The 25596-nt window shown below is 50.9% G+C and carries 24 protein-coding genes and 2 pseudogenes; 4 read left to right on the top strand and 22 right to left on the bottom strand.

Translation table 11 applies throughout. The features are described from left to right. Window positions 1-18 precede the first annotated feature (18 nt). The 6 genes from nadR to ACLIN2_RS08735 form a co-directional block, all read right to left on the bottom strand. Window positions 19-1056 carry a multifunctional transcriptional regulator/nicotinamide-nucleotide adenylyltransferase/ribosylnicotinamide kinase NadR gene (gene nadR / locus ACLIN2_RS08760; RefSeq protein ID WP_411503816.1) on the bottom strand — a complete coding sequence of 346 codons (1038 nt, stop codon included), beginning with the start codon at window positions 1054-1056 and terminating at the stop codon, window positions 19-21. Then, window positions 1044-1757 (bottom strand): nicotinamide riboside transporter PnuC, encoded by a 714-nt coding sequence (gene pnuC, locus ACLIN2_RS08755; protein ID WP_411503815.1) that lies wholly within the window; start codon window positions 1755-1757, stop codon window positions 1044-1046. Before pnuC ends, nadR begins: the two co-directional genes overlap by 13 nt. Continuing rightward, the gene (locus tag ACLIN2_RS08750; RefSeq protein ID WP_411503814.1) at window positions 1754-2059 is read right to left on the bottom strand and encodes a hypothetical protein; all 306 of its coding nucleotides are present in this window, start codon (window positions 2057-2059) and stop codon (window positions 1754-1756) included. Before ACLIN2_RS08750 ends, pnuC begins: the two co-directional genes overlap by 4 nt. 35 nt (window positions 2060-2094) lie before the next feature. Then, a complete protein-coding gene (locus ACLIN2_RS08745) occupies window positions 2095-3021 on the bottom strand; it encodes an NUDIX hydrolase (RefSeq protein ID WP_411503813.1) in 927 nt (308 codons plus the stop codon). Window positions 3022-3282: 261 nt separating this feature from the next. Further along, window positions 3283-4446 (bottom strand): IS110 family transposase, encoded by a 1164-nt coding sequence (locus ACLIN2_RS08740; protein WP_122927073.1) that lies wholly within the window; start codon window positions 4444-4446, stop codon window positions 3283-3285. A 297-nt stretch (window positions 4447-4743) separates the two neighbouring features. Then, window positions 4744-6012 (bottom strand): cation:dicarboxylate symporter family transporter, encoded by a 1269-nt coding sequence (locus tag ACLIN2_RS08735; RefSeq protein ID WP_122959998.1) that lies wholly within the window; start codon window positions 6010-6012, stop codon window positions 4744-4746. A 390-nt stretch (window positions 6013-6402) separates the two neighbouring features. On the opposite strand from ACLIN2_RS08735, the gene ytvI reads away from it, so the two are divergent. After that, window positions 6403-7434 (top strand): sporulation integral membrane protein YtvI, encoded by a 1032-nt coding sequence (gene ytvI, locus ACLIN2_RS08730; RefSeq protein ID WP_092265939.1) that lies wholly within the window; start codon window positions 6403-6405, stop codon window positions 7432-7434. Window positions 7435-7520: 86 nt separating this feature from the next. Here ytvI and ACLIN2_RS08725 read toward each other — a convergent pair. Next, a pseudogene (locus ACLIN2_RS08725) lies at window positions 7521-7881 on the bottom strand (peptide-methionine (S)-S-oxide reductase). Between ACLIN2_RS08725 and ACLIN2_RS08720 the strand changes: the two are divergent. Then, window positions 7841-8095 carry a hypothetical protein gene (locus ACLIN2_RS08720; protein ID WP_400582954.1) on the top strand — a complete coding sequence of 85 codons (255 nt, stop codon included), beginning with the start codon at window positions 7841-7843 and terminating at the stop codon, window positions 8093-8095. The pseudogene ACLIN2_RS08725 and the gene ACLIN2_RS08720 overlap by 41 nt on opposite strands. Window positions 8096-8147: 52 nt before the next feature. On the opposite strand, the gene ACLIN2_RS08715 is transcribed toward ACLIN2_RS08720, so the two are convergent. Continuing rightward, window positions 8148-8654 (bottom strand): NUDIX hydrolase, encoded by a 507-nt coding sequence (locus ACLIN2_RS08715; protein ID WP_411503812.1) that lies wholly within the window; start codon window positions 8652-8654, stop codon window positions 8148-8150. 151 nt (window positions 8655-8805) lie between these two features. Between ACLIN2_RS08715 and ACLIN2_RS08710 the strand changes: the two genes are divergently transcribed. Beyond that, the gene (locus ACLIN2_RS08710) at window positions 8806-10029 is read left to right on the top strand and encodes a hypothetical protein (protein WP_411503811.1); all 1224 of its coding nucleotides are present in this window, start codon (window positions 8806-8808) and stop codon (window positions 10027-10029) included. A gap of 222 nt (window positions 10030-10251) precedes the next feature. Here the strand turns inward: ACLIN2_RS08710 and ACLIN2_RS08705 are convergent, their stop codons facing one another. The 12 genes from ACLIN2_RS08705 to ACLIN2_RS08650 form a co-directional block, all read right to left on the bottom strand. Then, window positions 10252-11562: a (Fe-S)-binding protein gene (locus ACLIN2_RS08705; RefSeq protein ID WP_327933596.1), complete on the bottom strand. Its 1311-nt coding sequence runs from the start codon at window positions 11560-11562 to the stop codon at window positions 10252-10254. Continuing rightward, window positions 11555-12970 carry an FAD-binding oxidoreductase gene (locus tag ACLIN2_RS08700; RefSeq protein ID WP_092265941.1) on the bottom strand — a complete coding sequence of 472 codons (1416 nt, stop codon included), beginning with the start codon at window positions 12968-12970 and terminating at the stop codon, window positions 11555-11557. Before ACLIN2_RS08700 ends, ACLIN2_RS08705 begins: the two co-directional genes overlap by 8 nt. Before the next feature lie 29 nt (window positions 12971-12999). After that, window positions 13000-13908, bottom strand: coding sequence for an N-acetylmuramic acid 6-phosphate etherase (murQ, locus tag ACLIN2_RS08695; RefSeq protein WP_092265942.1), 909 nt, complete (start codon window positions 13906-13908; stop codon window positions 13000-13002). A 23-nt stretch (window positions 13909-13931) separates the two neighbouring features. After that, the gene (locus ACLIN2_RS08690) at window positions 13932-14921 is read right to left on the bottom strand and encodes an ABC transporter ATP-binding protein (protein ID WP_328210241.1); all 990 of its coding nucleotides are present in this window, start codon (window positions 14919-14921) and stop codon (window positions 13932-13934) included. After that, window positions 14918-15892 (bottom strand): ABC transporter ATP-binding protein, encoded by a 975-nt coding sequence (locus ACLIN2_RS08685; protein ID WP_328210240.1) that lies wholly within the window; start codon window positions 15890-15892, stop codon window positions 14918-14920. The genes ACLIN2_RS08690 and ACLIN2_RS08685 overlap by 4 nt, the downstream gene beginning before the upstream one ends. Further along, window positions 15889-17130, bottom strand: a complete 1242-nt coding sequence (locus ACLIN2_RS08680; RefSeq protein WP_411503810.1) for a serine hydrolase domain-containing protein — start codon at window positions 17128-17130, stop codon at window positions 15889-15891. The genes ACLIN2_RS08685 and ACLIN2_RS08680 overlap by 4 nt, the downstream gene beginning before the upstream one ends. Window positions 17131-17145: 15 nt before the next feature. Next, window positions 17146-17979, bottom strand: a complete 834-nt coding sequence (locus ACLIN2_RS08675; RefSeq protein ID WP_092265946.1) for an ABC transporter permease — start codon at window positions 17977-17979, stop codon at window positions 17146-17148. A gap of 15 nt (window positions 17980-17994) precedes the next feature. Beyond that, on the bottom strand, window positions 17995-18936 hold the full coding sequence (locus ACLIN2_RS08670; protein ID WP_092265947.1) for an ABC transporter permease: 942 nt from the start codon (window positions 18934-18936) through the stop codon (window positions 17995-17997). A 151-nt stretch (window positions 18937-19087) separates the two neighbouring features. Then, complete coding sequence (locus tag ACLIN2_RS08665; RefSeq protein ID WP_411503809.1) at window positions 19088-20647, bottom strand: ABC transporter substrate-binding protein; 1560 nt, start codon at window positions 20645-20647, stop codon at window positions 19088-19090. Window positions 20648-20673: 26 nt separating this feature from the next. After that, window positions 20674-21894, bottom strand: coding sequence for an anhydro-N-acetylmuramic acid kinase (locus ACLIN2_RS08660; protein ID WP_411503808.1), 1221 nt, complete (start codon window positions 21892-21894; stop codon window positions 20674-20676). Between the two features lie 192 nt (window positions 21895-22086). Further along, window positions 22087-22929 carry an aldo/keto reductase gene (locus ACLIN2_RS08655; protein WP_411503807.1) on the bottom strand — a complete coding sequence of 281 codons (843 nt, stop codon included), beginning with the start codon at window positions 22927-22929 and terminating at the stop codon, window positions 22087-22089. Then, window positions 22926-24158, bottom strand: coding sequence for an MFS transporter (locus ACLIN2_RS08650; RefSeq protein WP_092265951.1), 1233 nt, complete (start codon window positions 24156-24158; stop codon window positions 22926-22928). The genes ACLIN2_RS08655 and ACLIN2_RS08650 overlap by 4 nt, the downstream gene beginning before the upstream one ends. A 200-nt stretch (window positions 24159-24358) precedes the next feature. Between ACLIN2_RS08650 and ACLIN2_RS08645 the strand changes: the two genes are divergently transcribed. Further along, window positions 24359-24727 carry a winged helix-turn-helix transcriptional regulator gene (locus tag ACLIN2_RS08645; protein ID WP_092265952.1) on the top strand — a complete coding sequence of 123 codons (369 nt, stop codon included), beginning with the start codon at window positions 24359-24361 and terminating at the stop codon, window positions 24725-24727. A gap of 169 nt (window positions 24728-24896) precedes the next feature. On the opposite strand, the gene ACLIN2_RS08640 is transcribed toward ACLIN2_RS08645, so the two are convergent. Together ACLIN2_RS08640 and ACLIN2_RS08635 are read right to left on the bottom strand one after the other, a co-directional pair. Beyond that, entirely contained in the window at window positions 24897-25274 is a 378-nt protein-coding gene (locus ACLIN2_RS08640) for a VOC family protein (RefSeq protein ID WP_092265953.1), read from the bottom strand. A 20-nt stretch (window positions 25275-25294) separates the two neighbouring features. Next, window positions 25295-25555: pseudogene (locus ACLIN2_RS08635) on the bottom strand (MmcQ/YjbR family DNA-binding protein); the annotation flags it as partial. Between the last annotated feature and the right edge of the window lie 41 nt (window positions 25556-25596).

Raw genomic sequence — 25596 nt, 5'->3', positions numbered from 1 at the left:
GTCTATCCGAATTTTCAGCTATTGAGAAGGCTTGTGCAGCAATGCGTCCACATGATCCATCGCTTGCCGCAGCCGCTCGTGATAGCTCCCTGCGATCGATACATAGGCGATATGACGATCATTTAGCATTCGCTTCAGCTTTTCATTATTTTCGTGGCGGACCTGGTTCTCCCCGTGCACACGCAGGCCATCATCCACCCATGGCACATCCGGCTCCATGTACAGCCACAGATCGTACTGCTGCTCTTTTGCCACCTGATCGAGTACAGAGAAGGTGCGTCCGGTGTACAGCTCGGAGTAAAATTGGGTAACAACCGCTTCTGTATCCACGAATACAACCTTGTTTGCCTGCTTGATCGCTTCGTATTCTTTCATTTTGTGCCCGTAGGCGATGTGCGGGTAATAGTCTTCGGTCAAAATGGTCTCGCACCCGCCGACTTCTTCGCAGACCGTTCTCCCGTACTCTTCCACAAAAACGGTGTTGTACAGCTTCGCCAGGTAACGGGTAAGCGTCGATTTGCCGCAGCTTTCCGTGCCGACCACCACAACCTTTTTGACAAAAGTCGGCCTGACAATGGTCGGGATGTGCTCCCAATGGGCGAATATGCCTTCTTCCCGGATACGCGTTGCCGAAATCGGCACCTGTTTCCGCTCCGCATCGAGGATGATGTGCCTCGCTTCCGGGTAGAGCTGCTGAAAAATAGGCTCGTAGGAAGTCTCTGAGCTGAAGACGTAATCGATCGGCTTGCCGATTTTCCTGCGAATATTCGCTGCGCCTGCCGCCCAGTCGTACGTCTCGTCTGTCTCGGCTGTATCTTCAACGGCCAGCACGTGCACATTTTCCATATCCTTCACGAGGCCAGACAGCCAGCGCAGCCTGACCTCATAAGGCATGATCTGAATGCCTGCCTTCTCGCATAGCTTGCGGTCGCGAGCCTGGCTAAAGGAGAGGACGACATACAGCTCATCGCATAAGCATGCCGCCCGGGTAATCGCATGCACATGTCCGAGATGCAGCGGCAAAAATTTTCCACCGATAAAGCCTACCTTGCGCATGCTTGCCCCTCCTTTTGCAGCAGATACTGCGATCTCCAGTTCAGCCAGCCATAAACGGCATTCACCAGGTAAGCAATCCACATGACGAGGATCGAAACGTCGCTGCCATCACCCATGAAGGCGACCAGCCACATGTAGATCGTCAGCACATCGATGATGATCCAGACGATCCATTGCTCCACCACGCGCTTCACCATAAAGATCATCGCCACAATCGACAGAACCGCTGTCAACGAGTCGATGAGTGGCAGTGCCCCGCCCATTGCCTGCAGCACCCAGGCATAGGCGGCTGTGGCCGCAAGACATGTCATTGCCCAATACAAGCGGGTACGGTTCGTCATGACTGCGACCCGCACGTCGTGTTGCTTCTCTTCCGATACTTTGTTCCTTCGCCACAGGAGTAGTCCGATAAACTGCATCGGCAAAAAATAGAGAAGATTCAGCATGACTTCGCCGTAGTACTTTTGTCCATACGCAACGATGGCGTACAGCACCACGTTGATCATGCCTGGATAGTAATTCCACGTTTTCCCTTTTGCCACCAGAACGACGCTGAGCATCCCGGTCAAGGAGGCGCACAGCCCGATGAACGTGTCATCCAGAGCGAAAAACAGATAGACATTCACGACGGTAAACGTCAGCAGCCACAGTCTTTCAAACCAGCTCCAGTCAGCAAAGTAACCAGCTATTCTTGTTCTCATAGGAATCTCTCCCGAAATGCCCTCAGGTTCTCCTGCCGGGCAGAGTGGTCCAACACGGCAAACACGATATGGTCAAAATGTTTTTCAAAGGCTTCATCAAACAGCACTTGTGCAAAATAGCCCGCCACATCTTGGACTCGATTGCGGAAAACTCCGCATCCATAAGTGCTCGATGGCGTCTGCAATTCCGTTTGGATGGACACTTTCTCCCCCAGGCTGTTGAAGTAATAGCCCCTTCCCAAAATTTTTATCGTTTCCTGCGCGGTCATGACGCGCTTCGTACGGTTCATTCCCGTTTTCATTTGGTTTCCTCCCCATCTGCTGGTTCGAATGACTTTTACGTCCACTCTGGATTGAAACGGTAGTATTTGGATGGCCGATGCCCCGCATGCTTGCGATAGTGATTGGTCTCGATCACCTTGTCTGCCACCTTTCTGCGAAAAGCAGCCGCCAGCAATTCCTTGCCTAAAATGACTTCGTAAACTTGCTGCAGCTCCGTCAGTGTAAATAGCTCCGGCATGAGAGCAAAAGCGATATCGGTATACTCGATCTTGTTCCGCAGCCGCTCTAAAGCATATTGAATAATCTTGGCGTGATCAAAGGCAACCTGGTTGGTTTCCACGATTTCTCTTTCCTCACGTACGATCCTACCTGACACGGTACGTGTGATTTTGATGGTCGCCGACAGCTCTTCGGCCTCGTTCCAGAAACGCAGTTCGACCCATTTTTCCGTGATCGTTCCAGATTCTGTGGCCATCTTGTTTTCGCGCAGCCATTTGTCCTCGATGCGAAACCACTTGGCATCCTCCGCATCATCCCCTGCTTTTACTTCCAGTGCTTCGCTATCCACCAGTGCCATGTACGAGGTGCTAATGACACGTGTGCGCGGATCTCTGTTTACTTCTCCCCACGTATACAGCTGCTCCAGATAAATGTTGTCGATATTGGTCTCCGTCCAGAGTTCACGCAAGGCCGCTTCCTCCAGACTTTCATCGTGAGATACAAAGCCCCCCGGCAGCGCCCAATGGCCCATGTAAGGATGATCTGCACGTTTGACGAGCAAGATCTGCAAGGACTTGGGAGAGAGCTTGCGGTAATTCGGTTCCAGCTCCTCGGCGACAGTAAAAATAAGCATATCGACGGTAACCGATGGCCGCTCAAATTGGCTCGCGTCATAACGCTGCAAAAACTGCTCCTCTGTCAATCCGTCCTTATTGGTGGGTGGTTGGTTCATATTTTCAAACGCCTCCGTTTGTATACTCATTTGTTTATCTCTTTTTGTTATTATCATTTTGTTAATATCATCTTGTTGGTATGATCTTACTCTTCCTGTTTCTCCCTGTCAATAGGCTGCCGGAAAGTTAGAAAACTTGGCTCCGCCAAGCTTTGTGGCGGAAATTACTGTACAAAAAACCAGCTAATGTTTGTCAAGCTTTAGAGGCTTGGTCTGCAGAAGAATAGTTGTTATAATTTCAGTGCACACCAAATAACCTCCATTGGCGTGGAGGGTTTTGGCAAAATATGGTTATTTGTGGTAGGGCTGGCCTTTCTTCAAGATGGCGTATATGTGATGCAGTAGCTTGTTGGCGCAAGCAATCACCGTCACCTTGTAGGGCTTGCCCTCTTCTCTTTTCCTGTCGTAGTACGCCCGTAGCTTCTCGTTCGTACTTCGTCTAATTCCGCATTGCACGGCTAAATAAAGCGCCCGGCGTAGCCGTTTTGAGCCTCGTTTTGTTATACGGGTGCTGGATGCTACGAATTGACCCGAGCTATGCACGCTTGGATCTAGCCCTGCGTAAGCAACCAGCTGCTTGGGATCCTCAAATTGCCCGGCATCCCCGATCTCCGCAATGAGCGCGGCGGCCAGCTTATCCCCGATGCCTGGAATCGTCTTTAGCAACTCCACTTCCGGAATTTCCTCCGCCTCCTCTTGGATCTTCAATTCCAGTCGACTCAATTGTTCTTGTTGAGCAAGTAGAATCTCCACCATGCACAATAGGGCTGTTCTTTGAGCCGCACTTTGTTTCTGAGGTATTTGCATCGCTTGAATTCGCTCCACTTTGGACTGAATCCATGCCTTCCCGTGCGAGCTGCCTGCTGTTTCGCGTACCACTTCCTCGGTAATAACCGCCCCCTGAAGCATATGAAGCAGCACGTGCAATGAAGTCTTCGAATATAGATCGTGAAACACGCCTTCATAGGCAGGGCAAACCTGATCCAGTAGCGCCCTCGCGTTCAATTTCGACTGGATGAATTGCGTCGTCATAAACTCATGTTGCCGCGTCAAATGCTGCAACTCTATTATTCGATCTGTCCATCTACGGTGTGGTTTTACATCGCCACGATAGTACATCTCAGCCAAATGCCATGCGTCCGCTGCATCCGTTTTCACTTTTCGCAACTGCGCGCTTTTCGAGCGTTTGGATAACAGAGGATTTAGGATGAAATGCTCGATATTCATCCGCTCCAAATGCGCTACAACCGTCCGGTGATAGTGTCCCGTTGCTTCCAAAACAACGACGGGGCTAACGCCTGTTTGCATCTCTAACTGACGAATGACATCGTCCAGCCTTTCAAGTCCACCGGCATGCCGAATGGTTTCCGATTTCCCGTATGCCTCACCACGCTTCGTAAACGCTTGAAATACACTTGTCCCTTTCGCAACATCCAATCCAATAACCGGTTCCATGTCAGCTCCTCCTGCTGTGAAAATAGCCGGCAATCCCACGATGGTTCCAAACCCATAGCTTCGCTTGTGATACGAGGTCAAATGCCCCAACCAGCTCAAACATGGTCATTGGAGGTAGTGGGAGAACAGTTTTTTTGACGGGGTCTATGCCCCTAAAAGCCCCACGTTCTCCCGGCTACCGCCATCATAGAACGTCTAAAAAAATAGGCCAACCAGAAATCTCTGGCTGACCTGATAATACGAAAAGCCCCCTGTCTGGATCATGCCAGACAGAAGGCTTCATGCGTTCATTTCTGATTATGCCGCTTTTGCATTTACTTCTTTCAGGTATTGCTCGGCTTTTTTCTTGTCGAACTGACCTTCCCAACGAGAGATCACGACAGCAGCCAGCGAGTTTCCGACTACGTTTACAACGGTGCGCGCCATATCGAGCAGTCGGTCGACACCAGCGATGAATGCGAGACCCTCGAGCGGAATGCCTACAGATCCCAAAGTCGCCAGCAATACGACGAAGGATACGCCCGGAACCCCAGCAATGCCTTTGGAGGTTACCATCAGTACCAGCATCAGTGTGATTTGCGCACTGATCGGCATGTGGATACCATACATTTGCGCGATGAACAGCGCAGCCAGTGCCTGGTAAAGAGTCGAGCCATCGAGGTTAAACGAGTAGCCAGTTGGGATTACGAAAGACGTAATGGCTTTCGGACAGCCCAGACGCTCCATTTTCTCCATGATTTTTGGCAGTACCGTCTCCGAGCTGGAGGTGGAGTATGCCAGGAGCAGCTCATCCTTCAAGATTCGCAGGATTTGCGTAATTTTAATTCCACTGATTCGAGCAATGGTGCCCAATACGACGAGAATAAAGAACAGCATCGCCAAGTGAACCAAAATAACCAGCTTGCCTAACGGAACGAGTGAAGAAAGCCCAAACTTGGAAACGGTTACACCGATCAGAGCAAACACCCCGAATGGTGCAAAACGCATAATCGCATTTACTACCCAGAACATGGCGTCAGCGACACCCTGGAAGAAGTTCAGGACCGGTTTTCCGCGTTCCCCTGCAGCTGCGACCCCTAAACCGAACAAGACGGAGAAGAAGATAATCGCCAGCATGTCGCCACGGACAAAGGCGTCAAAAATATTTTTTGGAACAATATTTACAAAGGTATCAATCATGCTGTGACTTTGAGTCGTCTCAGCCGTCTCTACATACGAATGAATATCTGTTTTTTGCAGGTGTGACATGTCAACGCCCACACCGGGTTGGAAAATATTTGCAGCCAGAAGCCCGACTACAATCGCAATTGTGGTAACGATTTCAAAATACAGAATCGTCTTCCCACCGATCTTCCCGAGTTTCTTGACGTCACCGACACCTGCAACACCGACGATTAGCGTCGCGACCACAATCGGAATGACAATCATTTTGATCAACCGCAGGAATATATCACCAATTGGTTGCAAATAGGTTGCCACAGCAGGATTACCAAAGAAAATGGCGCCCACCAGGATACCCAGAATGAGACCGATGACAATTTGTATTGCTAATCCAAACCGCTTCATTCTGACACCTCACTAATAAAAATGTAATTTATATCTACACCATTCACGACAGTTTTTTGTCGAAATGTGTCGATTTCAATTCACATTCTAGCAACGAATGTTTATATTCACAATGTAAATAAATACCTTACAGCTTATTGGCTGCGACCATATAAACCTTCGTCTTTAGAATCCGAAATCATATAGAGGAACATCATATCACAAAATTTATGCACACTTAATTTTTTGCATTCTTTTTTCAATGCTGCTTTTTTTGAAAATTACTTTCACTCATACCTTTTCTGACATTTTGAGCGAGGGGAATGCATTGTTTTCCTCTATGCAACAATGATAAAATAGATAAGATTGGATATAACCCTTTACTTATAAGAATGAGAATGGAGTCTTTTGATGACGATTCGGAAAATTTTTCTGCTCGTGTTCGTTCTGGCCATCCTATTATTTTTGCTGCCCTATTCCGTTCCTTTTGTTCTCGCTTTGGTCACTGCCATACTGCTTGAGCCCCTCGTGCTCTTTCTCATTCGAAATTTGCGCCTGAATCGCCTAGGTGCCGTCATAGGCTCCTTTCTCTTGTTTCTTTTGTCGTTTGCTGTCATCGCCTACTGGCTGGGTACGCAGATCGTCGTGCAAAGCGTAGATTTGGCGCAAAAGCTTCCCGCCTACTCGCGGCATCTGTTTGATTTTCTCGAGTCGACGTTTGGACAATGGGAGCTTTACTATGCCTCTCTGCCAAAAGAAACGGTCATCCAGATCCAGCAGGTGTTCGACAGTTTAAAAACATCTGCCATGAATGCCGCCTCGACGATCGGCAAAGGCATTCTCGGTGCGGTCGCGACTATTCCCGGCTTTTTGATCAGTACCATTATTTTTTTGGTCGCTCTCTTTTTGATCAGTCTGGACCTCCCTCGTTTGCGCGCCGGTTTTATGCGAATGTTTACTGTCTCTGCCAGGGAAAAAATCAACGTCGTGTTCACCCAGCTTAATCGAGCTACCATCGGATTTTTACGGGCCCAAATCATTCTCAGCCTGGTAACTTTTTTGATTGCTTGGCTCGGATTGGTTATTTTGCACATCAAATACTCTGCCGTCATCGCGTTATTGATTGTGCTGGTTGACATTTTGCCGATTTTGGGAACTGGCTCCTTTCTCGTTCCTTGGGCTGTCTACAACTTTTTCACGGATAAGACCCACCTCGCCATCGGACTGATCATCCTTTTTTTGGCGATTACGGTCATCCGCCGCATCATCGAGCCGAAGATTTTGGCTTCCAACCTTGGCATCAGTGCCTTGGCTGCTCTCGTCAGTCTTTTTCTCGGCTTTCAGGTTATGGGCTTCTTCGGCCTTATTCTGGGACCGGCGCTGGTCATTATTTACGAGGCACTTCGCAAGGCTGGCTTCCTGAAGTTCAAAATCGATTTTTAAAAAAGGAAAACGTGACGACAAATAAGCCAGTACAAATCCTCCTAACCGGGACTGTACTGGCTTACCATTTGTTCATGCGTGATTGCTTACAATTCGTTCCCAAACCAATGCTCTTTCAAAAAAGTGTCTCTTCCGGACTTTTCTCGATCCGCTTTATAGTGCTTCGGGTTTTTCTTATGATAGCCTTGATGGTATTCTTCCGCAGGGTAAAAAGCAGTCGCCGGGAGAATTTGCGTAACAATCGGTTTTGAAAAGCGACCGCTTTGCTCCAGTGCGATCTTCGATTGTACCGCAGATGCATACTGTTCCTCGCTATGATAAAAAATAACAGTACGATATTGCGTGCCCAAATCGTGAAATTGGATAGATCCCTCCAATCCCAGGCAACTCTTCAAACGGGGTTACCATGCACCAAAAGCATCCACCGGTAAAAGCATCCATCGGCAAAAGTAGCTTTTTGCATCATCTGCCATCCGCCATCCTTTTCCCTCATCTATTTCCAGCTCAACAGCCGCCTAAAAATGGACCTGCTCCAACCATTCGTAAAGACGGTCAGTTGATCCGCGTCCTCGACATCGATAGCCCGAGGAAAAGTCGTTTTGATGAAGTCGATCAAGTCTATCTCGAGCAATTTGTCCAAGCATTGCTTCCTTTTCTCTAAATAGCCGAAAGACCAGCTATCCTGCTGGTCTTTTTCGCACTTGCACATCTATTTATCGTGTTCCTTCGAACGCATAGAAAGGCCAGGTTTTCTCCCCGTCTGCGGTCAGCTTCAGCGCTTCTGTCAGAAACGGCATCCGAGCCTTGGCATCTTCGTAGTCAGCCCACATGACCTCCAAAATTTCTTCGTCAGGGTCATTGATCTGGATCGCGCCATCGATGATTTTTGCGAAAAAGGAAAAGAAAATGACATGATTCCCCCATTTTTCAAAGAACACCTCTCTCACAGAGCTCAAACCCATCACATGAATCCTGTAGCCGGTTTCTTCCCTAACCTCCCGAATGAGAGCCTGTTCAAGCGTTTCCCCTGCTTCCACTGCTCCTCCTGGCGGCCCCCAGTAATGAAAGTCACCTTGTTTATTTTTTACCAGTAAAATTCGTCCGCCTTCATCGCGGATAATGGCTGATACCACATCGACTCGCTTCAAATAGCTCTCTCCTTTTTCGTTAAACGGCTGGTTGGCTCCATCACCGTACACGCATTCTGGATAGGTGGTCATTCCCCAAATACAGATGAATTCCTCTCTGAAAGCGATTCTCCTACCAGAGTAGGGTACCGCCATCCCATTTACAAAATAAGGAAATTATCAAGAAACTTACCACTTTCTGCAGCGTCTAATGATCAAACGACGTTTCGAAGGTGGTTGGAAAATGAGCCAAAAACGACTGTTAACCAGCATCCTCCTAAGTACGCTTTGCCTAACCCCGATGATCTTGCCCTCACCTGCTTTGACGCCCGCCTTAGCCGCTTCCTCCCCCTATACCATCACGTACAAGCTTCCTTTGAACCCGGAAAAATACTTGTTTCTCAACGTTCAGATGGTCACGATCACGAATCCGCAGGTAGTCGCCGTGCAGCCACCGTATGTACAAGAGGATTATTTAGTAGACATGGATAGCGGCGGTTCGCATTGGAAGACGTTCCAGGACGACAATTTGCGTTTCCAGTCGTCGAAGAAAGGATTTCTCTGGAATATCTATAACTTCATCGGGGTGCTCCCCCCTTTTTATCCTCCGAATACGAATCTCATCGAGCTGAATCAACGGATCGAACGAGCAGAACCGTATTCCCCAGAGGAGCGAACGCTGCGCGAAAGCAGAGCACAGCTCCAGATGAATGCTCATCTGCAGCCACTCATCGATGCTGGCTATGTCCTGCCCGAGGAAATAGATGACGGGAAGGCAACAAAGGAATTTGTCGCGACCGTCCTGTACCGAATGTTCGCGGAAGTACGGCCCTACCACGGTGGGATCGATCTGAAGGACTCGGACAATATCGCTGTGCGCTGGGCTGTGGAGGTTGGATTGCCTGGGTTTGTCGTAGACAGCAAGGGGTATCTATATCCTGATATGCCTTTGCGGATGGAGGCCGGGCCAAGTATGTATGCACAGGAATATCCCTATGACCGCTTGTTTCAGTTTATCAACCTGATACTCCCAGGCAGAAAAACGGCTACAGGCTGGGAGTACTATCAGGTACAGCTTTTGCTTGGGATGGTGCCCGCTCAGCCTCGCACGCTCATTTCTATCAATGGGAAGCCGTATGATCCTTTTGACTACAGCCGTGACGTTTACGCGGCTACCCAGACCAACGCGTATTACCAGGCAAGCAAGAAAATCAGCCAATACATCACCCCGCGCTTTGCTGCCATGCTCGACCAAGCACGAAAGGATGCTTTGAAGCCTCGTGTGTGGGATTGGAGCCGGGATGTCATTCACCATCCAACGTTCTCCCCGGACGTGGCTGCCTATCGAAAAAACAAAAGCAGCTACAACCTAAGCAAAGTATATCAAGCGATCAGAAAGCATTATAACCTGAGCATTCCACAGGATTCGATCTCCAACATCAAAAGTGTACTGGATCACGTGAAGTAAGAAAACCTCTATCGAGGCCTGTTCAAGGAGGAGCGACCGCGTTTTAGCGGAAAGTTTTACCGAAGTGATGCCGGTAGCTGACGCTGAGGCACTTCGTCATGCGCTCCAGAATTTATAAGCTTTACGCTTATAAATTCTTATACGTTAAAAAAAGGCCAGTCACTCACGCGGCTGCGTGTGTTGACTGGTCTCTTCTATAGTGCTTTTCTATGAAAGAAACTGCTATTGGACCGCTTTCTTCTGTACCCTTGCCAGTAGATCGACGAGGTGAACGGCTTCCATCTGCCCTTCCAAGCCCGCTCTTTTGATGCCTGCTTTCATTTGCAGCAGACAGCCTGGATTGGATGTAACCAGAATATCGGCTTGGGTCGCTGCCACGTGCTGCATTTTCTCATTCAGCAAATTGCCCGCCATTTCCGGCTGCACAAGGTTGTAGATGCCTGCCGAGCCACAGCAGCGGTCGCCCTCCCGCAGCTGCACATAGGTAGCTCCAGGAATGGATTGCAACAGATGAACCGGCTCTTTGGTAACCTTCATCCCGTTGCGCAAATGGCAGGACGACTGATAAGTAATCCGTTTCGATTGCGGCAAAGCGTCCCATGTCTCAGGTGCGACCAGCTCTACCAGCAGCTCGCTGATATCTTTCACGCGCTCCGCGAACCATTTCGCGTCATCGTGCCACTGCGGATCGTTTGCCAGTAGATGGTCGTACTCCTGAAGCATGGCGCCGCAGCCACCTGCATTGGACACGATCACATCCACGTCTGCCTGCCGGAAAGCCGCAATGTTTTTCCGTGCCAGACCTCTCGCCTCTTCCCGTTCACCGCTATGGGCATGCAGCGCTCCACAGCATACCTGTCCTTCGGCGATGACGACCTCGCAGCCCGCCTCGGTCAAAAGCCGTACCGTGTTGACATTCGTCTCGTTGAAGAGTACATCCATGATGCATCCGTGAAACATGCCGACACGCCTTTTCCGCTCGCCTGCAGCAGGGATGACGGTCGTGCCAAAACGCTTCTTGAGCCCTGTTCCCGATGCTTCCGGCATGATCGCTTCCATCTCGCCCAGCTGCTTCGGGAGGATGCGCATGACCCCCAGCTTTCGCACGGCCTTTTGCACTCCTGATTTTTGATAGAAGCGCAGCATGCTGCCCAAACGATACATGCGGTCCTGACGGGGAAACAGATGCTTGAAGGCCACTTTCCTGACCGCTTTTACCCATGTCGGATGCTCCTGTACTTCCTCGATTGCCTCTCTCGTCTGCTCGATCAGCTGACCGTAGGGAACGCCTGCAGGACAGACCGGCTCACACGCGCGGCAGCCAAGACACAGATTCATCTGGTCGACAAAGTCCTGATCCGGCTGCATGACACCATCGGCTACCGCCTTCATCAAGGCGATTCGCCCGCGGGGAGAAGCCGCCTCGTAGCCCGTTTCCCGAAAGGTCGGACAGGCGGGCTGACAAAAACCGCAGCGCATACAGTTCGAAAGCTCGTTGTAATCCAGTTTCTCTATCAAGGCTTCTTTAAGCACGATTGACCACCACTCTGTTCCGCGTTTCTTTTGCGAACATTTTGCCTGGGTTGAGCAGATTGTTCGGATCAAAGGCCTTCTTGATGCCTTTCATGACTTCGATCCCTGCTGCGCCCACCTTCCATTCCAGGTATGGAGCCTTGACGATGCCCACACCATGCTCGCCCGTAATGGTTCCGCCCAGATCGATCGCAGCCGCGAAGATCTCCGCAAAAGCTTCTTCTACCCGTTCGATTTCTTCGTGGTTGCGCGCATCGGTCATACAGGTGGGATGCAAGTTGCCATCACCTGCATGACCAAAGGTGCAAATGTGCAGTCCATACCGCTCCGTGATTTCCTGAATAGCGGCTACCATAGGAGCGATCTCGGCGCGAGGGACAGTAGCATCCTCGAGGATCGTGGTCGGACGCATCCGGGAAAGAGCCGCCAGGGCACTTCGTCTCGCCGTCATGACATCATCGGCTTCCTCAGGAGTCGTCGCTACTTTGATCTGTACCGCTTCATTGTTCTTGCAGATGGCCGCGATCTTCTCCATATCCTGATCCACGGTCTGCGGTTCGCCGTCCTGACCGATCAAAAGGATTGCCGCTACATCCGTAGGCAGACCGATCTGCTTGAAGTCTTCCACCACGCGGATCGTCCCTTGGTCCAAAAATTCCAGGGTACCTGGGATGATCCGATTGGCGATAATGTCAGAAACCGAGCGAGCCGCCTGCGCCATATCTGCAAACATCGCCAGCATGACGCGCTGGGTCTGCGGTTTGGGTATCAGCTTGAGGATCGCCTGAGTAATGATCGCCAGCGTCCCTTCACTGCCGACCAGCAGCTTGGTCAAGTCATAGCCCGCTACGTCTTTCATCAGCTTGCCACCCGTACGGATGACCTCCCCATTCGGCAGGACGGCTTCCAGTCCGAGTACGTAATCCTTGGTCGTTCCGTACTTCAGCCCGCGAAGTCCCCCAGAATTGAGCGCGATGTTCCCGCCAATTGTTGAGATGACCATACTGCCCGGGTCTGGCGGGTAAAACAAGCCTCGTCCTTCGACTGCCTGATGGATATCCGAGGTGCGCACACCAGGCTGTACGGTGATTGTCAGATTCTGCTCGTCGATTTCCAGGATCTGATTCATCCGGCTCAAAACGAGCACGATTCCCCCTCCGACCGGAATGGTTCCGGCGCACAGATTGGAGCCTGCTCCGCGAGTGACGATCGGGATCTGGTGCCCCGCAGCTACCCGCATGACCTGCTGCACTTCTTCCGTGCTCTTCGGCATGACCACGACATCTGGCAGGGCTTGCTGCATGGGCGTCGCATCATACGAGTAGGCCACCAGCGCTTCCTGCCGATCCAGACAATACTGCTCGCCCACGATCGCACGCAGCTCGGAGCGAATGTGTTCTGGCAACATGGAAATCCTCCTCATGAATCAACTGTTCATTAGCTGTACTTTTGAATCGCTTCCCGAATCCTTCCATTGGTAAGATTCAACAGGCGCGTTGCCTCTTCCCTGCTGGTGTCCGTCAGTTTCATCAAAATCGCCGTTTTTGCGTCCCCTTTTGCCTGCTCAGCCAGCATCTCTGCTTCGGCATAGCCTACTCCGGTCACTTCCATCACGATCCGTTTTACCCGTTCCTTGAGCTTCAGGTTTGTCGCTTGGACGTTGACCATCAGATTGCCATATACCTTCCCCAGCTTGATCATCGTCGCTGTCGTCAGCATATTGAGAACCAGCTTTTGTGCGGAGCCAGCCTTGAGGCGGGTGGAGCCTGTCAAAACCTCAGGTCCCACGACAACGTTGATCGCCACATCTACCCCTTTGTTAATAAAGGAAGGCTGGTTGCAGGATAACGCAATAGTACGGGCGCCAATTCTCTGCGCTTCTTTCAAAACGCCAAGCACATAGGGAGTCCGACCGCTTGCCGCAATCCCTACCACAACATCCTTCTCGGTTACTCCATAGTTGTGCACATCCTCTTGTCCGAGCTCAGCCGAATCTTCCGCGCCTTCGACTGCACGGATCATAGCGGATGGTCCACCGGCAATCACACCCTGTACCAGCTCTGGATTGGTACCAAAGGTAGGCGGGCATTCAGACGCATCGAGAATCCCCAGGCGTCCGCTCGTTCCCGCTCCAAAATAAAACAGTCTGCCACCCTGCTCCATGGCTGCGACGATCAGCTCGACTGCATCGGATACTTGATCCAAAACGCGTTCTACAGCGAACGGTACTTTTTTATCTTCATCGTTCATTAACTGTACGATTCCCCGGGTACTCAAGCGGTCCAGGTCCCGAGTGCCTTCGTTTTTTCCTTCGGTGGTCAAATCTTGTAAGTTCTCCAGCTTCAATGTCTCCGAACCTCCTTTTCTATTCATGTGTGCGACCCGATAGTGTCCGCATCCTCGAGATGGCAGGATACAAAGTGATCGGGTGCCAGCTCACGCACAGGTGGAGCAGTCGTTCTGCAAATCTCCATGCAATGGCGGCAGCGAGGATGGAAGGTACAACCCGATGGCGGATTTGCAGGGCTTGGCAGGTCTCCCTCCAAAATGATGCGCTGGGTCGTCACGTGTGGATTCGGAACAGGTACAGCAGATAGCAAAGCTTGCGTATAGGGATGTGTCGGTTTTTCGTACAACGACCTCTTATCCGCTACCTCCACCACTTTCCCCAAATACATGACAGCGACCCGGTCGGAAATATGGCGCACGACGCTCAGATCGTGCGAGATAAACAAATAGGTCAAATGAAATTCCTTTTGCAAATCCTGCATCAGGTTCAAAATCTGTGCCTGAATCGATACGTCCAAAGCAGAAACTGGCTCATCGGCTATAATCAGCTTTGGCCGCAAAATCAGTGCGCGGGCTATCCCGATCCTTTGGCGCTGCCCCCCGGAGAATTCATGCGGGAAGCGATCCAAATGCTGTTTGGAGAGACCCACGATCTCGATCATCTCTTCCACCTGACGGCGACGCTCCTGTGCCGTACCTATCTCATGGATGATCAACGGATCTTCTAATATTTGTCCGATCGTTTTTCGCGGATTAAGCGATGCGAAAGGGTCTTGAAACACGAGCTGCATGTCGCGGCGAGTACGTCGCAAATCCTCTTCGTTCAGCTTGCGGATGTCGTTTCCTTCAAACAAAATCTCGCCGTCTGTCGGCTCGATCAGGCGCAGGATACAGCGGCCCGTCGTCGACTTTCCACAGCCAGACTCCCCTACGATGCTGACGGTTTCCCCCGGATAAACCGTGAGATTGACCCCATCTACCGCACGCACAACTTTTTCCTTGCTGAAAAAGCCTTGCTTGCTCGTAAAATGCTTCGTGAGCGATTTGATTTCCAACAATGGTTTTGTCATTGTGCTTCCCCCTCGCTATACAGCCAGCACCGGCATTTTTGCGAATCGGAAACAGCCAACAGCTCCGGATTTTTTTGATGGCAAATATCCATCACCTGCGAGCAGCGCGGCGCAAAACGGCACCCTCGCGGCATTTCGCTCTGCAGCGGCACGGAGCCGGGAATCGCGTCCAGTCTCTCCTGATTCACGTTCACGCTCGGCATGGACTTCAATAGTCCCCTTGTGTAGGGATGCTGGGGATTGTCAAACAGCCCTTTGACGTCGGCTTCCTCCACGATCTGCCCCGCGTACATGACGATGACCCGATGGCACATCTCCGCTACTACCCCCAAATCATGGGTAATCAGCATGATCGACGTCCCTTGCTCATCACGTACTTTTTTCATCAGCTCCAAAATCTGCGCCTGAATGGTCACATCGAGTGCCGTCGTTGGTTCATCGGCAATCAGCAGCTTCGGCTCACAGGCCATCGCCATGGCGATCATGACACGCTGACGCATCCCTCCGGACAGCTGGTGCGGGAAGTCAGAGATGATTTCATCCGCACGCGGGATGCCGACGAGCTTGAGCAGCTGTATCGCCCGCTCTTTTGCCGCTTGCTTGGACAAGCCTAGGTGACGTCGCAGCGGCTCGCTGATCTGCTTTCCTATCGAATGCAGCGGATTGAGCGAGGTCATCGGCTCCTGAAAGATCATCGCAATCTGGTTGCCGCGTATTTTTTGCATTTCTTTATCGGAAAGGGTCAGCAGCTCCTTGTCTTGAAAGCGAATGCTGCCGCTCATTTCTACGTTTTTGCCTAATAGCTGCATGATGGACATGCTGGTTACGCTTTTCCCACAACCTGACTCGCCGACCACCCCGACGGTTTCACCAGGCTCGACTGTGAAGCTGACCCCTTCAATTACGGTCAGCTTCTTGCCAGATTGGAGAAAAGACGTTCGCAGATTATCGATTGTTAGCATGGCTGTCATGGGTTACTCCCCCTTTCACCTGATGCGTCGACTAGCTCGATTCCGTTCCAAATTTGATTGTGATGCGCGATTCGCCACGAACCGATGAGTGGACTTGCGACCGGATGCACACGATTTGTCAGCGTGATGACAGTCGCTTCCCGCAAAGGATCAGTCCAAATCGATGTTCCCGTAAAGCCCGTATGGCCATATGCGCGCTCGGAGACCAAATCTCCCCCCGTACAGCCAGCCGCCAGCTGATCGAGCGAGCCGCCCGTTGAGGAAGCGATCCATCCCAGCCCTCTTCGCTGTGCAGAAAAATCCGTGTGCGACCTCGTAGCTAAAGACCGCAAAAGCGGATCGATATAGACCGGAGCTTTCTGTGACGTCCAGATTTCCATATACCGTTCTGTATCACGAATGGTCGAAAAGAGTCCGGCATGACCGCTGATTCCGCCCAAGCCGTAGTGTGCGTTGCAGTCGTGCACCGTGCCGCAGATTACGCCTTGACGCCACTTAAAATGATCCAGCTTTTCCGTCCATTCTGTCCCTTTCGAAGGATCAGATGATACAAGGTTCGCCAAGTAGTTTTGCGCCATGTTTTGCTCGAAGCCGTTGCCGTTCTCGGTCTGCGCAATTCCGCTAATTGCGAGTGAATGGTGCTGCAGAGGAAGATAACAGGTATTCTTCATCCCACTCGGCTGAAACAAAAGACGGGTAGCGAGCACGTCCAGCTCCTCATCCCAGATCCGTTCGAGCACAAAGCCCAGCAGCATGAAGCCCAAGTCGCTGTACACGACATGGCTGCCCGGATTGCTTTCCAATGTCTCTTCCTTCATCAACTGAATGTAGTCTACTCTGCCCTGACCGATTAGAAAATACGGCCGCCAAGCAGGCATTCCAGATGTATGAGTCAGCAAATGGACGATCTTGATTTGCGATTTGCGTTCCGTGTCCTGCCCCTCTCCCAGCTCTGGCACATGCGCCAGAAGCGAATCAAAGAGAGACAGCTTTCCCGATTGCACGCTGAGTAAAACCAGCGGCAGCGTCACCATGACCTTGGTCAAGGAAGCCATGTCGTAGAGTGTCTGCGCATCGACTTGCGGCGCGTCTTCTCCCGCTCCCGTTTTTCCTTTGAAGGTCGTCAGCGTAGGCGCTCCTTTTCTCATCAGACTGACAGCTGCACCCGGAAAAATACCACGGTTCATGCCGTCCTCCAGGCTTTGCTCCATCCGAACCATCAGCTCGATTCCGTTCATATCGATTCCTCCCGCCTACTTGCCGCGATGACGCGGATCGAGAATGTCGCGCACAGCATCACCGAACATGTTGCATGCCAAAATCGTTACGGTCATCGCAAGACATGGCCAAATGATCATTCCCGGCGCCAGCTCCATGTAGCGGCGTGCTTCCGAGATCATTCCACCCCAGGATGGGTCTGGCGGCTGAATCCCCAAGCCCAAAAAGCTCAGAGCAGATTCTGTCAAAATAGCACCGGAGATCGCCAAGGAGGATTGCACCAAGAGAGGTGCCGTCACATTCGGGAAGATTTCCAGGAACAAGATTCGCTTCGTACTCGCCCCGATCGCGCGGGCGCTTTCGACGTATTCCAAATTCTTGATGGAGAGCACCGCTCCCCGAACCGTTCGCGTAAAAATAGGAATATTCACAATCCCGATCGCCATGATCGTATTGAAGGTCCCCGGCCCTAATGCTGCCACGATCGCGAGCGCCAGCAATATTTCCGGGAAGGCAAACAGCACGTCCATACAGCGCATGATAAAACCGTCTACCCAGCGTCCAAAATATCCGGCAATCAAACCAAACAGCGTTCCAAACACGACACTGACCAAGACAGCCGAGACCCCTACCACGAGCGATACACGCGCGCCGTAAATAATCCGGCTCAATAAATCCCGCCCGAACTGATCTGTACCGAGCATAAAATCTCCAGAGCTGCCTTCCATCCGATGCTCCTGAAACATCTGGGTCGGGTCATGCGGTGCCAAAACAGGCGCCAATGCCGCCATCAGACAGAGCAGTAACAGCAACACGGAACAGAAGACTGCCGTTTTATTCGCTAAAAATCGCTTTCGAAATGTGCTCATGTCGCATTCCCCTTGTCAATACTTGATACGCGGATCAATCCAGGTATAGATCAGGTCGATGAGCAGATTGACCAGGACAAATACCAGAGCGACGAAAAGTACGCCTCCCTGCACGACCGGATAATCCCGCTGATAGATTCCTTCTAAAATGTACTGACCCAATCCTGGTATCGAAAACAGCTGCTCCACGATGACTGATCCGCCCAACAGGTATCCGATCTGCATCCCAGCGATGGTCACGATCGGAATCGAGGAGTTGCGGAAAGCGTGACCGATTACGACGGTCCATTGACTGTTTCCTTTTGCGCGTGCCGTACGGATAAAATCTTTGTCCATTGTTTCCAAAAAGGCAGAACGCGTCATCCGCATGACACCGGCAGCGACGACGATCCCCATGGTCACGGCTGGAAGAATAAATACCTTGAATGCCTCCACCGGATTTTCCCAAAAGCTGACGACATCAATCGGCGGAAACCAATTGAAATAAAGAGAGAAGCCGAGCAGCAGCAGCGTTCCTACAGCAAAGTTCGGTACCGAGATCCCCAAAAGCGTAGCGACACGGACGATAATGTCGGTCTTGGAATGCGCACGAATCGCCGAAAGAATCCCAAAAGGAATCGCGAGCACCCAACCGATCAGAACACCAAACACCGTCAGCTGCAGGGTGATAGAGAAGCGTTTGATAATTTGCGGCAAGATTTCCTCACCAGAGTGCACAGAAACGCCAAAGTCGCCCTTCAGCATTCCGCCAATCCAATGCAAGTATTGCGTAAGTAACGGCTGATCCAACCCCATGCTCTTGTGCAAAGCAGCGATGGCTTCCGGCGTAGCATTGGTGCCCAGCATGATGGATGCGGGATCGCCCGGCACCAAATGCAGGATGGTAAACACCAATACAGAGATGCCAAACAGGATGGGAATCAGGCTGATGATGCGTTTGATTAGATAAGATACCACTTTGGTTCCCTCCAAATTAGAAAACTTGGCTGCGCCAAGCTTTTGGCGGAGCCTTAGTTACACTTATACTGGATAAGAATCCCGTAATTCTTATCTGTATTAGAAACTTGGCTCCGCCAGTGGCCAGGCGGAGCCTTTTATCATCCCTATGTTACTTGATGGAAGTCTTCACCAAAGAGTAGACTTCACCCGCTGCCGTTGGTGTGAAATCGATGTTGTCACGTACAGCGTAGTAGTTCTTCGGAGATGCCAGGAACAGGTTTGGCGCATCTGCTACGAGCATGGTTTGTGCTTGCTCATACAGTTTTTTACGCTCTGCCTGATCTACTGTTCCCAATGCTTTTTCGACCAGCTCATCGTAAGCCGGGTTGGAGTAATTCCAAACGTTTGCAGAACCAGTGCTAGCGAAGAAGAAGCGCATCGAACGGTCAGCATCTACACCGGAAGTGTTGCGTCCTACCATCAGGTTCATGTCCTTGGACTTCCATACCTCGATGTAGTTGCCCCACTCCAGCTGATTGATCTTCGCGTTGATTCCGATTGCTTTCAGTTGTTGCTGAATCACTTGAGCGGTTTCTACCATGTCTGGGTACGTAGCAGCTGTTTCGATTTGCGTTTCAAATCCGTTCGGGAAGCCCGCTTCCGCAAGCAGCTGTTTCCCTTTTTCTACATCTGTTTTGTAAGTAGGGTAGCTCGCTGTATCCAGTGCCCAGTTGGTGATAGCTGGAGCGATTGGACCTGTCAGGGCAGCTTCGCCTTTCCAGACGGTTTGCACGATCTGGTTGCGGTCAACTGCATAGCTGATCGCTTCGCGTACTTTTGGATTGTCAAACGGCTTCTTGTTCACATTGATCCCCAAGTAGCTGTACTCCAGGGACTGATAGTTTTTCACTTGTACGCCTGGCTTGCCTTCCAAAAGCTTCGCGGAATCGGCAGAAATGGTGCTGATGTCGATTTTGCCGGAGCGAATCGCTGCCAAACGTTCAGCTTCGTCTTTCATGATCTGGAATTTGATTGTTTCTACTTTCGGCAGGTCTTTATTGAAGTAGTCCGGGTTTTTCTTCAACAGAACGTATTGGCCCGGCTCGCTTTTTTCCAGCTTGAATGGTCCTGTTCCGATTGCATCTTTGGTCAGATCGGTAGATCCGCTTGGAACGATGGAAGCATAGGCACTAGCTGTATTGGCGATAAACGCTGCATCCGCAGTTTTCAGCTTGAATACCACAGTCGTAGGGTCCTTCACTTCAATCGCCTCTACACTTGCGAAGTACGATTTTGCGATGGCACCTGTGTCAGGGTTCATGATGCGTTCAAAAGAGAACTTCACGTCGTCAGCTGTCATGTCTTTGCCGTTGTGGAACTTCACGCCTTTGTGCAGGAACATCGTAATGGTTTTGCCATCCGGTGCGATTTCCCACTTTTCCGCCAGGTTCGGAACGATGTTCATGTTCTCGTCCAGCTTGGTCAGGCTGTCATAGATGAGCGCATATACACGTACGCTGGATGCAGCTGGAACCTTGTGCGGATCATAACCCACTGGCTCCTGCTCGGCTGCGACAACCAGCTCTGTTTTGGCTGCCGATTGTTCTTGTGCTTGACCTTCTTGCGGCTTCGCCTGGTCCGCTGGAGCAGCTGTTCCGCCGCCGCCTGAACAAGCGGTAAGCATCAGGGATAAAGATAGGAAAAAGCCTGCCAACACTCGTTTTCTCACGATGGTACCCCCTACGTGTCTTTTGTTTAAAAGCATATATTTCCTAACGGCACGGCTCTCTTGGCACCTGTTACAGAAGGCACGTTCGATGGTCGTCCCATTAGTGTCTCATGACCCAAAATGGCAAATGCGACAGCTTCCTTCGCGTCATCCGGCATTCCGAATTGCTGGGTTGTCGTGATGTGGATTCCTGCTCCCAGTTGACTTTGCAGCATGCGAAGAAGTGTCTGGTTGTGCGCGCCTCCACCGGAGACGATCACTTCCTCCACCTTGGTTGTGGGTAAGACGAATTGTAAGTAAGCCTGGGTGATGGAGGTAGCGGTCAGTGCCGTTGCCGTTGCAATCAGATCATGCCCGCCAAGTCCAAGCACTCCGCCCTCTGCCAGAAGCTCCTGAGCAAATGCGCGTCCATAAACCTCGCGTCCTGTGCTCTTAGGCGGCTTCATCTGATAGTACGGATCCTTCATCAGGCGACCCAGCAGTTCTTCAGAGACCGTACCGGCTTCTGCCAGCTTTCCTCCTTCATCATACCGGAGTCTTCCCTCGGTCACGATCTGGACGATCTGGTCCATGATCATATTTCCCGGCCCTGTATCAAAAGCGACGACTTCCTCGATGGATGCACCAGCTGGCAGGACAGTCACATTGGCGATTCCACCAATATTTTGCAGCAGCCTGCCCTTATTCGGATCCCGGAACAGGACGTAATCCGCGTACGGTACGAGCGGTGCTCCCTCGCCATCCGCTGCCAGATCTCTCGCCCGGAAGTTCCCTACCACCGGGATTCCTGTTCGTTCTGCCAGGGTAGACAGCTCCCCGATCTGCAGGGATGCGCGTACCTGCATCATGCCTGTCGGCCCGGGAAACGGCGTGCGTCCCGCAATATGCCAGATCGTTTGACCGTGCATGCAGACAGCATCGACTTCGTTTGCCGTAACCTTTGCCTGATCCATCAGCTGCTTGACAGCGTAGGCATACCACTCGGAAAGACCGTAATGAACGGCCGTGAGCTGATCGACACGAGCTGTCTCTACACTGCACAAGCTCATGACCCATTCTCGCAGTTCATCGGAATAAGGCATGTAATAAAACTCCCGCAGGGCTACGTCTTCGATCTCTCCCTCATCGTTTGTCCGGACCGCCACCAGGGCAGCATCGATGCCATCCAGCGAGGTGCCAGACATAAGACCGATGAGCAAATGCTCCTTTTTTGAGCGATAATCTAGCAGTTTCGCAGGCTGATCCATGATGCATCCCTCGCTTCGCTATGAAGAATAGTGAAAATATTCGCTTGTTTCCGCTTTCATTATAAGAAATAAAATTACATCAGTCAATCTATAATTAGTAAACTTTATTTCTTTTGGAGTTAATTTTGATAGAAAAAAGGGAAACGAGCCACTAGACAAAATCTAGGGCTCGTTTCCCTTTTTCCATTCTCATTAAAAATCAAAGTTGTCTGGATCTGGACCTACACGGAGGTTTTCATTCAACGCATCGATTTTCTCCATATCATCTGCAGACAGCTCGAAGTTGAACACATCTGCGTTTTCCACGATGCGGTGCTCTTTAATCGATTTCGGAATGGTGACTACGCCGTTTTGCAAATCCCATCTAATGATGACCTGGGCCACCGACTTCTGATGACGCTCGGCAATTTCTTTCAGCACAGGATGATCGAGCAGCTGGCCTTGCATCAAAGGAGACCACGCTTCCATCTGAATGCCATTCTCCCGGCAAAAAGCTTGCAGCTCTTTTTGGGTCAGTCGCGGATGGAATTCGATTTGATCGATCATCGGCTTCATTTCTGCGTCTTTCATCAAATCCTCGAGATGGTGCACATGGAAGTTGGACACACCGATCGCTTTTACTCTTCCTTCTTTATAGATCGTCTCCAGCGCTCGCCATGCTTCTTTATACTTGCCTTCTACCGGCCAGTGAATCAGATACAGATCGAGATAGTCCAGTCCCAGCTTTTTCAGGCTTGTTTCGTAGGCTGCCAAAGTAGACTCGAAGCCGAGATCCGAATTCCATACTTTTGAGGTGATGAACAGATCCTCTCTCGCAATACCGGCATCCTTCATCCCGAGTCGGATCCCTTCCCCTACGCCTTCTTCATTGCCGTAAATGGCAGCTGTATCGATGCTGCGGTAGCCGTTTCGGATGGCTGTGCGAACGGCATCCACAACCTCTGCTCCTTCTTCTACTTTAAACACGCCCAAACCCAGCCATGGCATTTTGACGCCGTTGTACAGTGTTGTTGTATCTTGCAAATGTTTTGTCATGAGAATGAAACCTCCTCGTTGTTTGGATTGTTTTTCCTTACCCTAGACTTTCCATCCTTGCTCTCCAATACTCTGCTTATAGCAGTCAGGATGACGGCCCCGGCCACCATGATGCCTCCGACCCATGTCGTGTGAATGAGTCCGATCGTGTCCGTAATCACGCCTCCCAAGTAGGCGCCAATCGCGATGCCTGCGTTGAAGGCTGCGATGTTGATCGCGGACGCAACATCCTTCGCACTCGGTACAAACCGTTCTGCGAGAATAACCACGTACACCTGAAGACCAGGGACATTCATAAACGCCATGATGCCCATGAAGAAGATCGTGATGAGCCCGGCTACCTTAAACGGTACAGTGGCAAACAAGACGAACAGGACGATCGCCTGAATGACGAACATGATAAACAAGGCAGTCAATGGATTTCGGTTAGCCAGCTTTCCACCCATCATGTTGCCAATCGCGATGGCAATTCCGTATACCAGCAGGATGACAGCAACCTGTCCTGCTGTGAAGCCAGTTATATCAGTAAGCAATGGCGACAGATACGTAAAGACGACGAATGTCCCGCCATAGCCTAGGGTAGTAATGATGAACATCAGGAGCAAACGGGAATTTGTAACCAGCTTGAGCTGATCGCCAAACGTCGTTTTGACTCCTTTGCGCAGGTTTGATGGAACTAGCAGCATGTTGGCAATCATCGCAATCACTCCCACGATGACGATCGCCATAAAAGCCGTGCGCCATCCGAGCTGTTGCCCCAGATACGTACCCAGTGGCACTCCAGTCACCGTGGCGACAGTCAAACCCGTGAACATGAGTGAGATGGCACTCGCCCGGCGATCATTGGGTACCAGGTCAGCGGCAATCGTCGAGCCGATCGACATGAACACGCCGTGAGCAAACGCGGATACGACACGCCCGATCAAAAGCATCGTGATGCTGGTGGCAGTTGCTGCAATGGCATTTCCTACAAGGAAGAAAGCCATAATCCAGAAAAGCAGCATTTTTCGCGGAACCCGCGAAGTCAATGATGTGAGAACAGGGGCTCCAACGGTAACGCCTAGTGCGTATAACGTAACGGTCAGTCCTGCTGTTGTGACCGGGATTTGCAAGTCTAACGAAATCAGCGGCAACAACCCTACGCTAATGAATTCAGTTGTACCGATCGCGAAAGCACTGATCGCCAAAGCTAGCAATGCCAGCGTGCTTCGCTTTTTACTTTCAGACACGTCAATTCCTCCTTATGAAATGAATGAATCGTTCGTTCACCTGGGAACGATCGTAAATAAATGAGTATGGTGAATACCAGCTAGCAAATGCTATTATGGGTGATAGAATTCCGAATGAAAAGTACCCACTTTTTTGTACTGTAGTTACCAAAAAGTGATACAGGCACTTTTTAGTGCCTATCTAGAAGGAAGGTATGGTCATGAAGAAAAAGAAGTACAATATCTCTGTGGAAGCCACGCTTGAAGTGATCGGCGGCAAATGGAAATGTGTGATCCTCTGCCATTTGACCCATGGCGAAAAACGAACGAGCGAGCTGAAACGCCTCATGCCTGGCATCACCCAAAAAATGCTGACGCAGCAGCTGCGGGAGCTGGAAGAAGACGGGATTATCAACCGGATCGTCTATAATCAAGTTCCGCCAAAGGTCGTTTACGAGCTTAGCGAATACGGCTTGAGCTTACGCGGCATTCTCGACACTCTGTGCGCGTGGGGGGAACGACACATCATTCGCGTGTATGGGGATACAGCGGACATGCTGGAGGATAGTATTTTAAATCACAAGAACTGATGTGATTCTTTTCACTCGCATCCGTCCACATTAGAAAACTTGGCTGCGCCAAGCCTTTTGGGGCAGTCTTAGTTGCACTTATACTGGATAAGAATCTTATAAATTCTTACTGTATAACGAAAAAAGCCGATTCCAATGAATCGGCTTTCCCCTATTTTACCCTCGGTTTTTATACAAACAGGCTGATCAGATTGCCATCAGGGTCGGCGACAATCGCATAGCGCTGCCCCCAGAAAGCGTCCCACGGTTCCTTATGTCCGTGGTAACCATGCTCCACCAGTTTTTCGTACAAGGCATTCAAGGCATCCGGGCTCTCGCACAAAAACGCCAGCTCGATGCGATGCCCCGTAGGCTCTTCCCATCCCCCGTAAACACCCTTTGCCACCTCTACCGAGTCAAAGGCAAGACGAACACCCTCCTGCGCCACTTCTACGTGCATCTCGTTGTTAGCGCTCTCCGGAATCTCCAGTCCGAGCAGACGATAAAAATCCAGTGCTCTCCTCATGTCCTGCACGACGATTCCAACCATATCGAGTTTGATTCCCATTGTATTGTGATCACTCCTTCTTATTCGGGGAGGGAAAGCTCCTGTCTCACACGTTTCGGCAGCTTTTGAAGGACCATCTCATGAGCGTGAGCGATGAGCCGCTCCCACAGCTCCTGTGGAATATCTGCATCAAAGTAAATGGAATTCCAATGCGTCTTATTCATGTGATAGCCGGGTATGATCCCCTCGTAAATTTCACACAGCTCATCCGCGCGAACCGGATCACATTTTAACGTGAGAATGTCTTTTCCTTTCGCAGGCAGCATTTCCCGCCCTTCCTCTTGCTTCCAGTATAGCCAAAGAACGAATGCCCGACTTGTAA

This window comes from Brevibacillus centrosporus, assembly GCF_046622605.1.
In the GTDB taxonomy this organism is placed as follows: Bacteria; Bacillota; Bacilli; order Brevibacillales; family Brevibacillaceae; genus Brevibacillus; species Brevibacillus centrosporus.
This window is presented reverse-complemented; position numbering and strand designations above follow the sequence as displayed.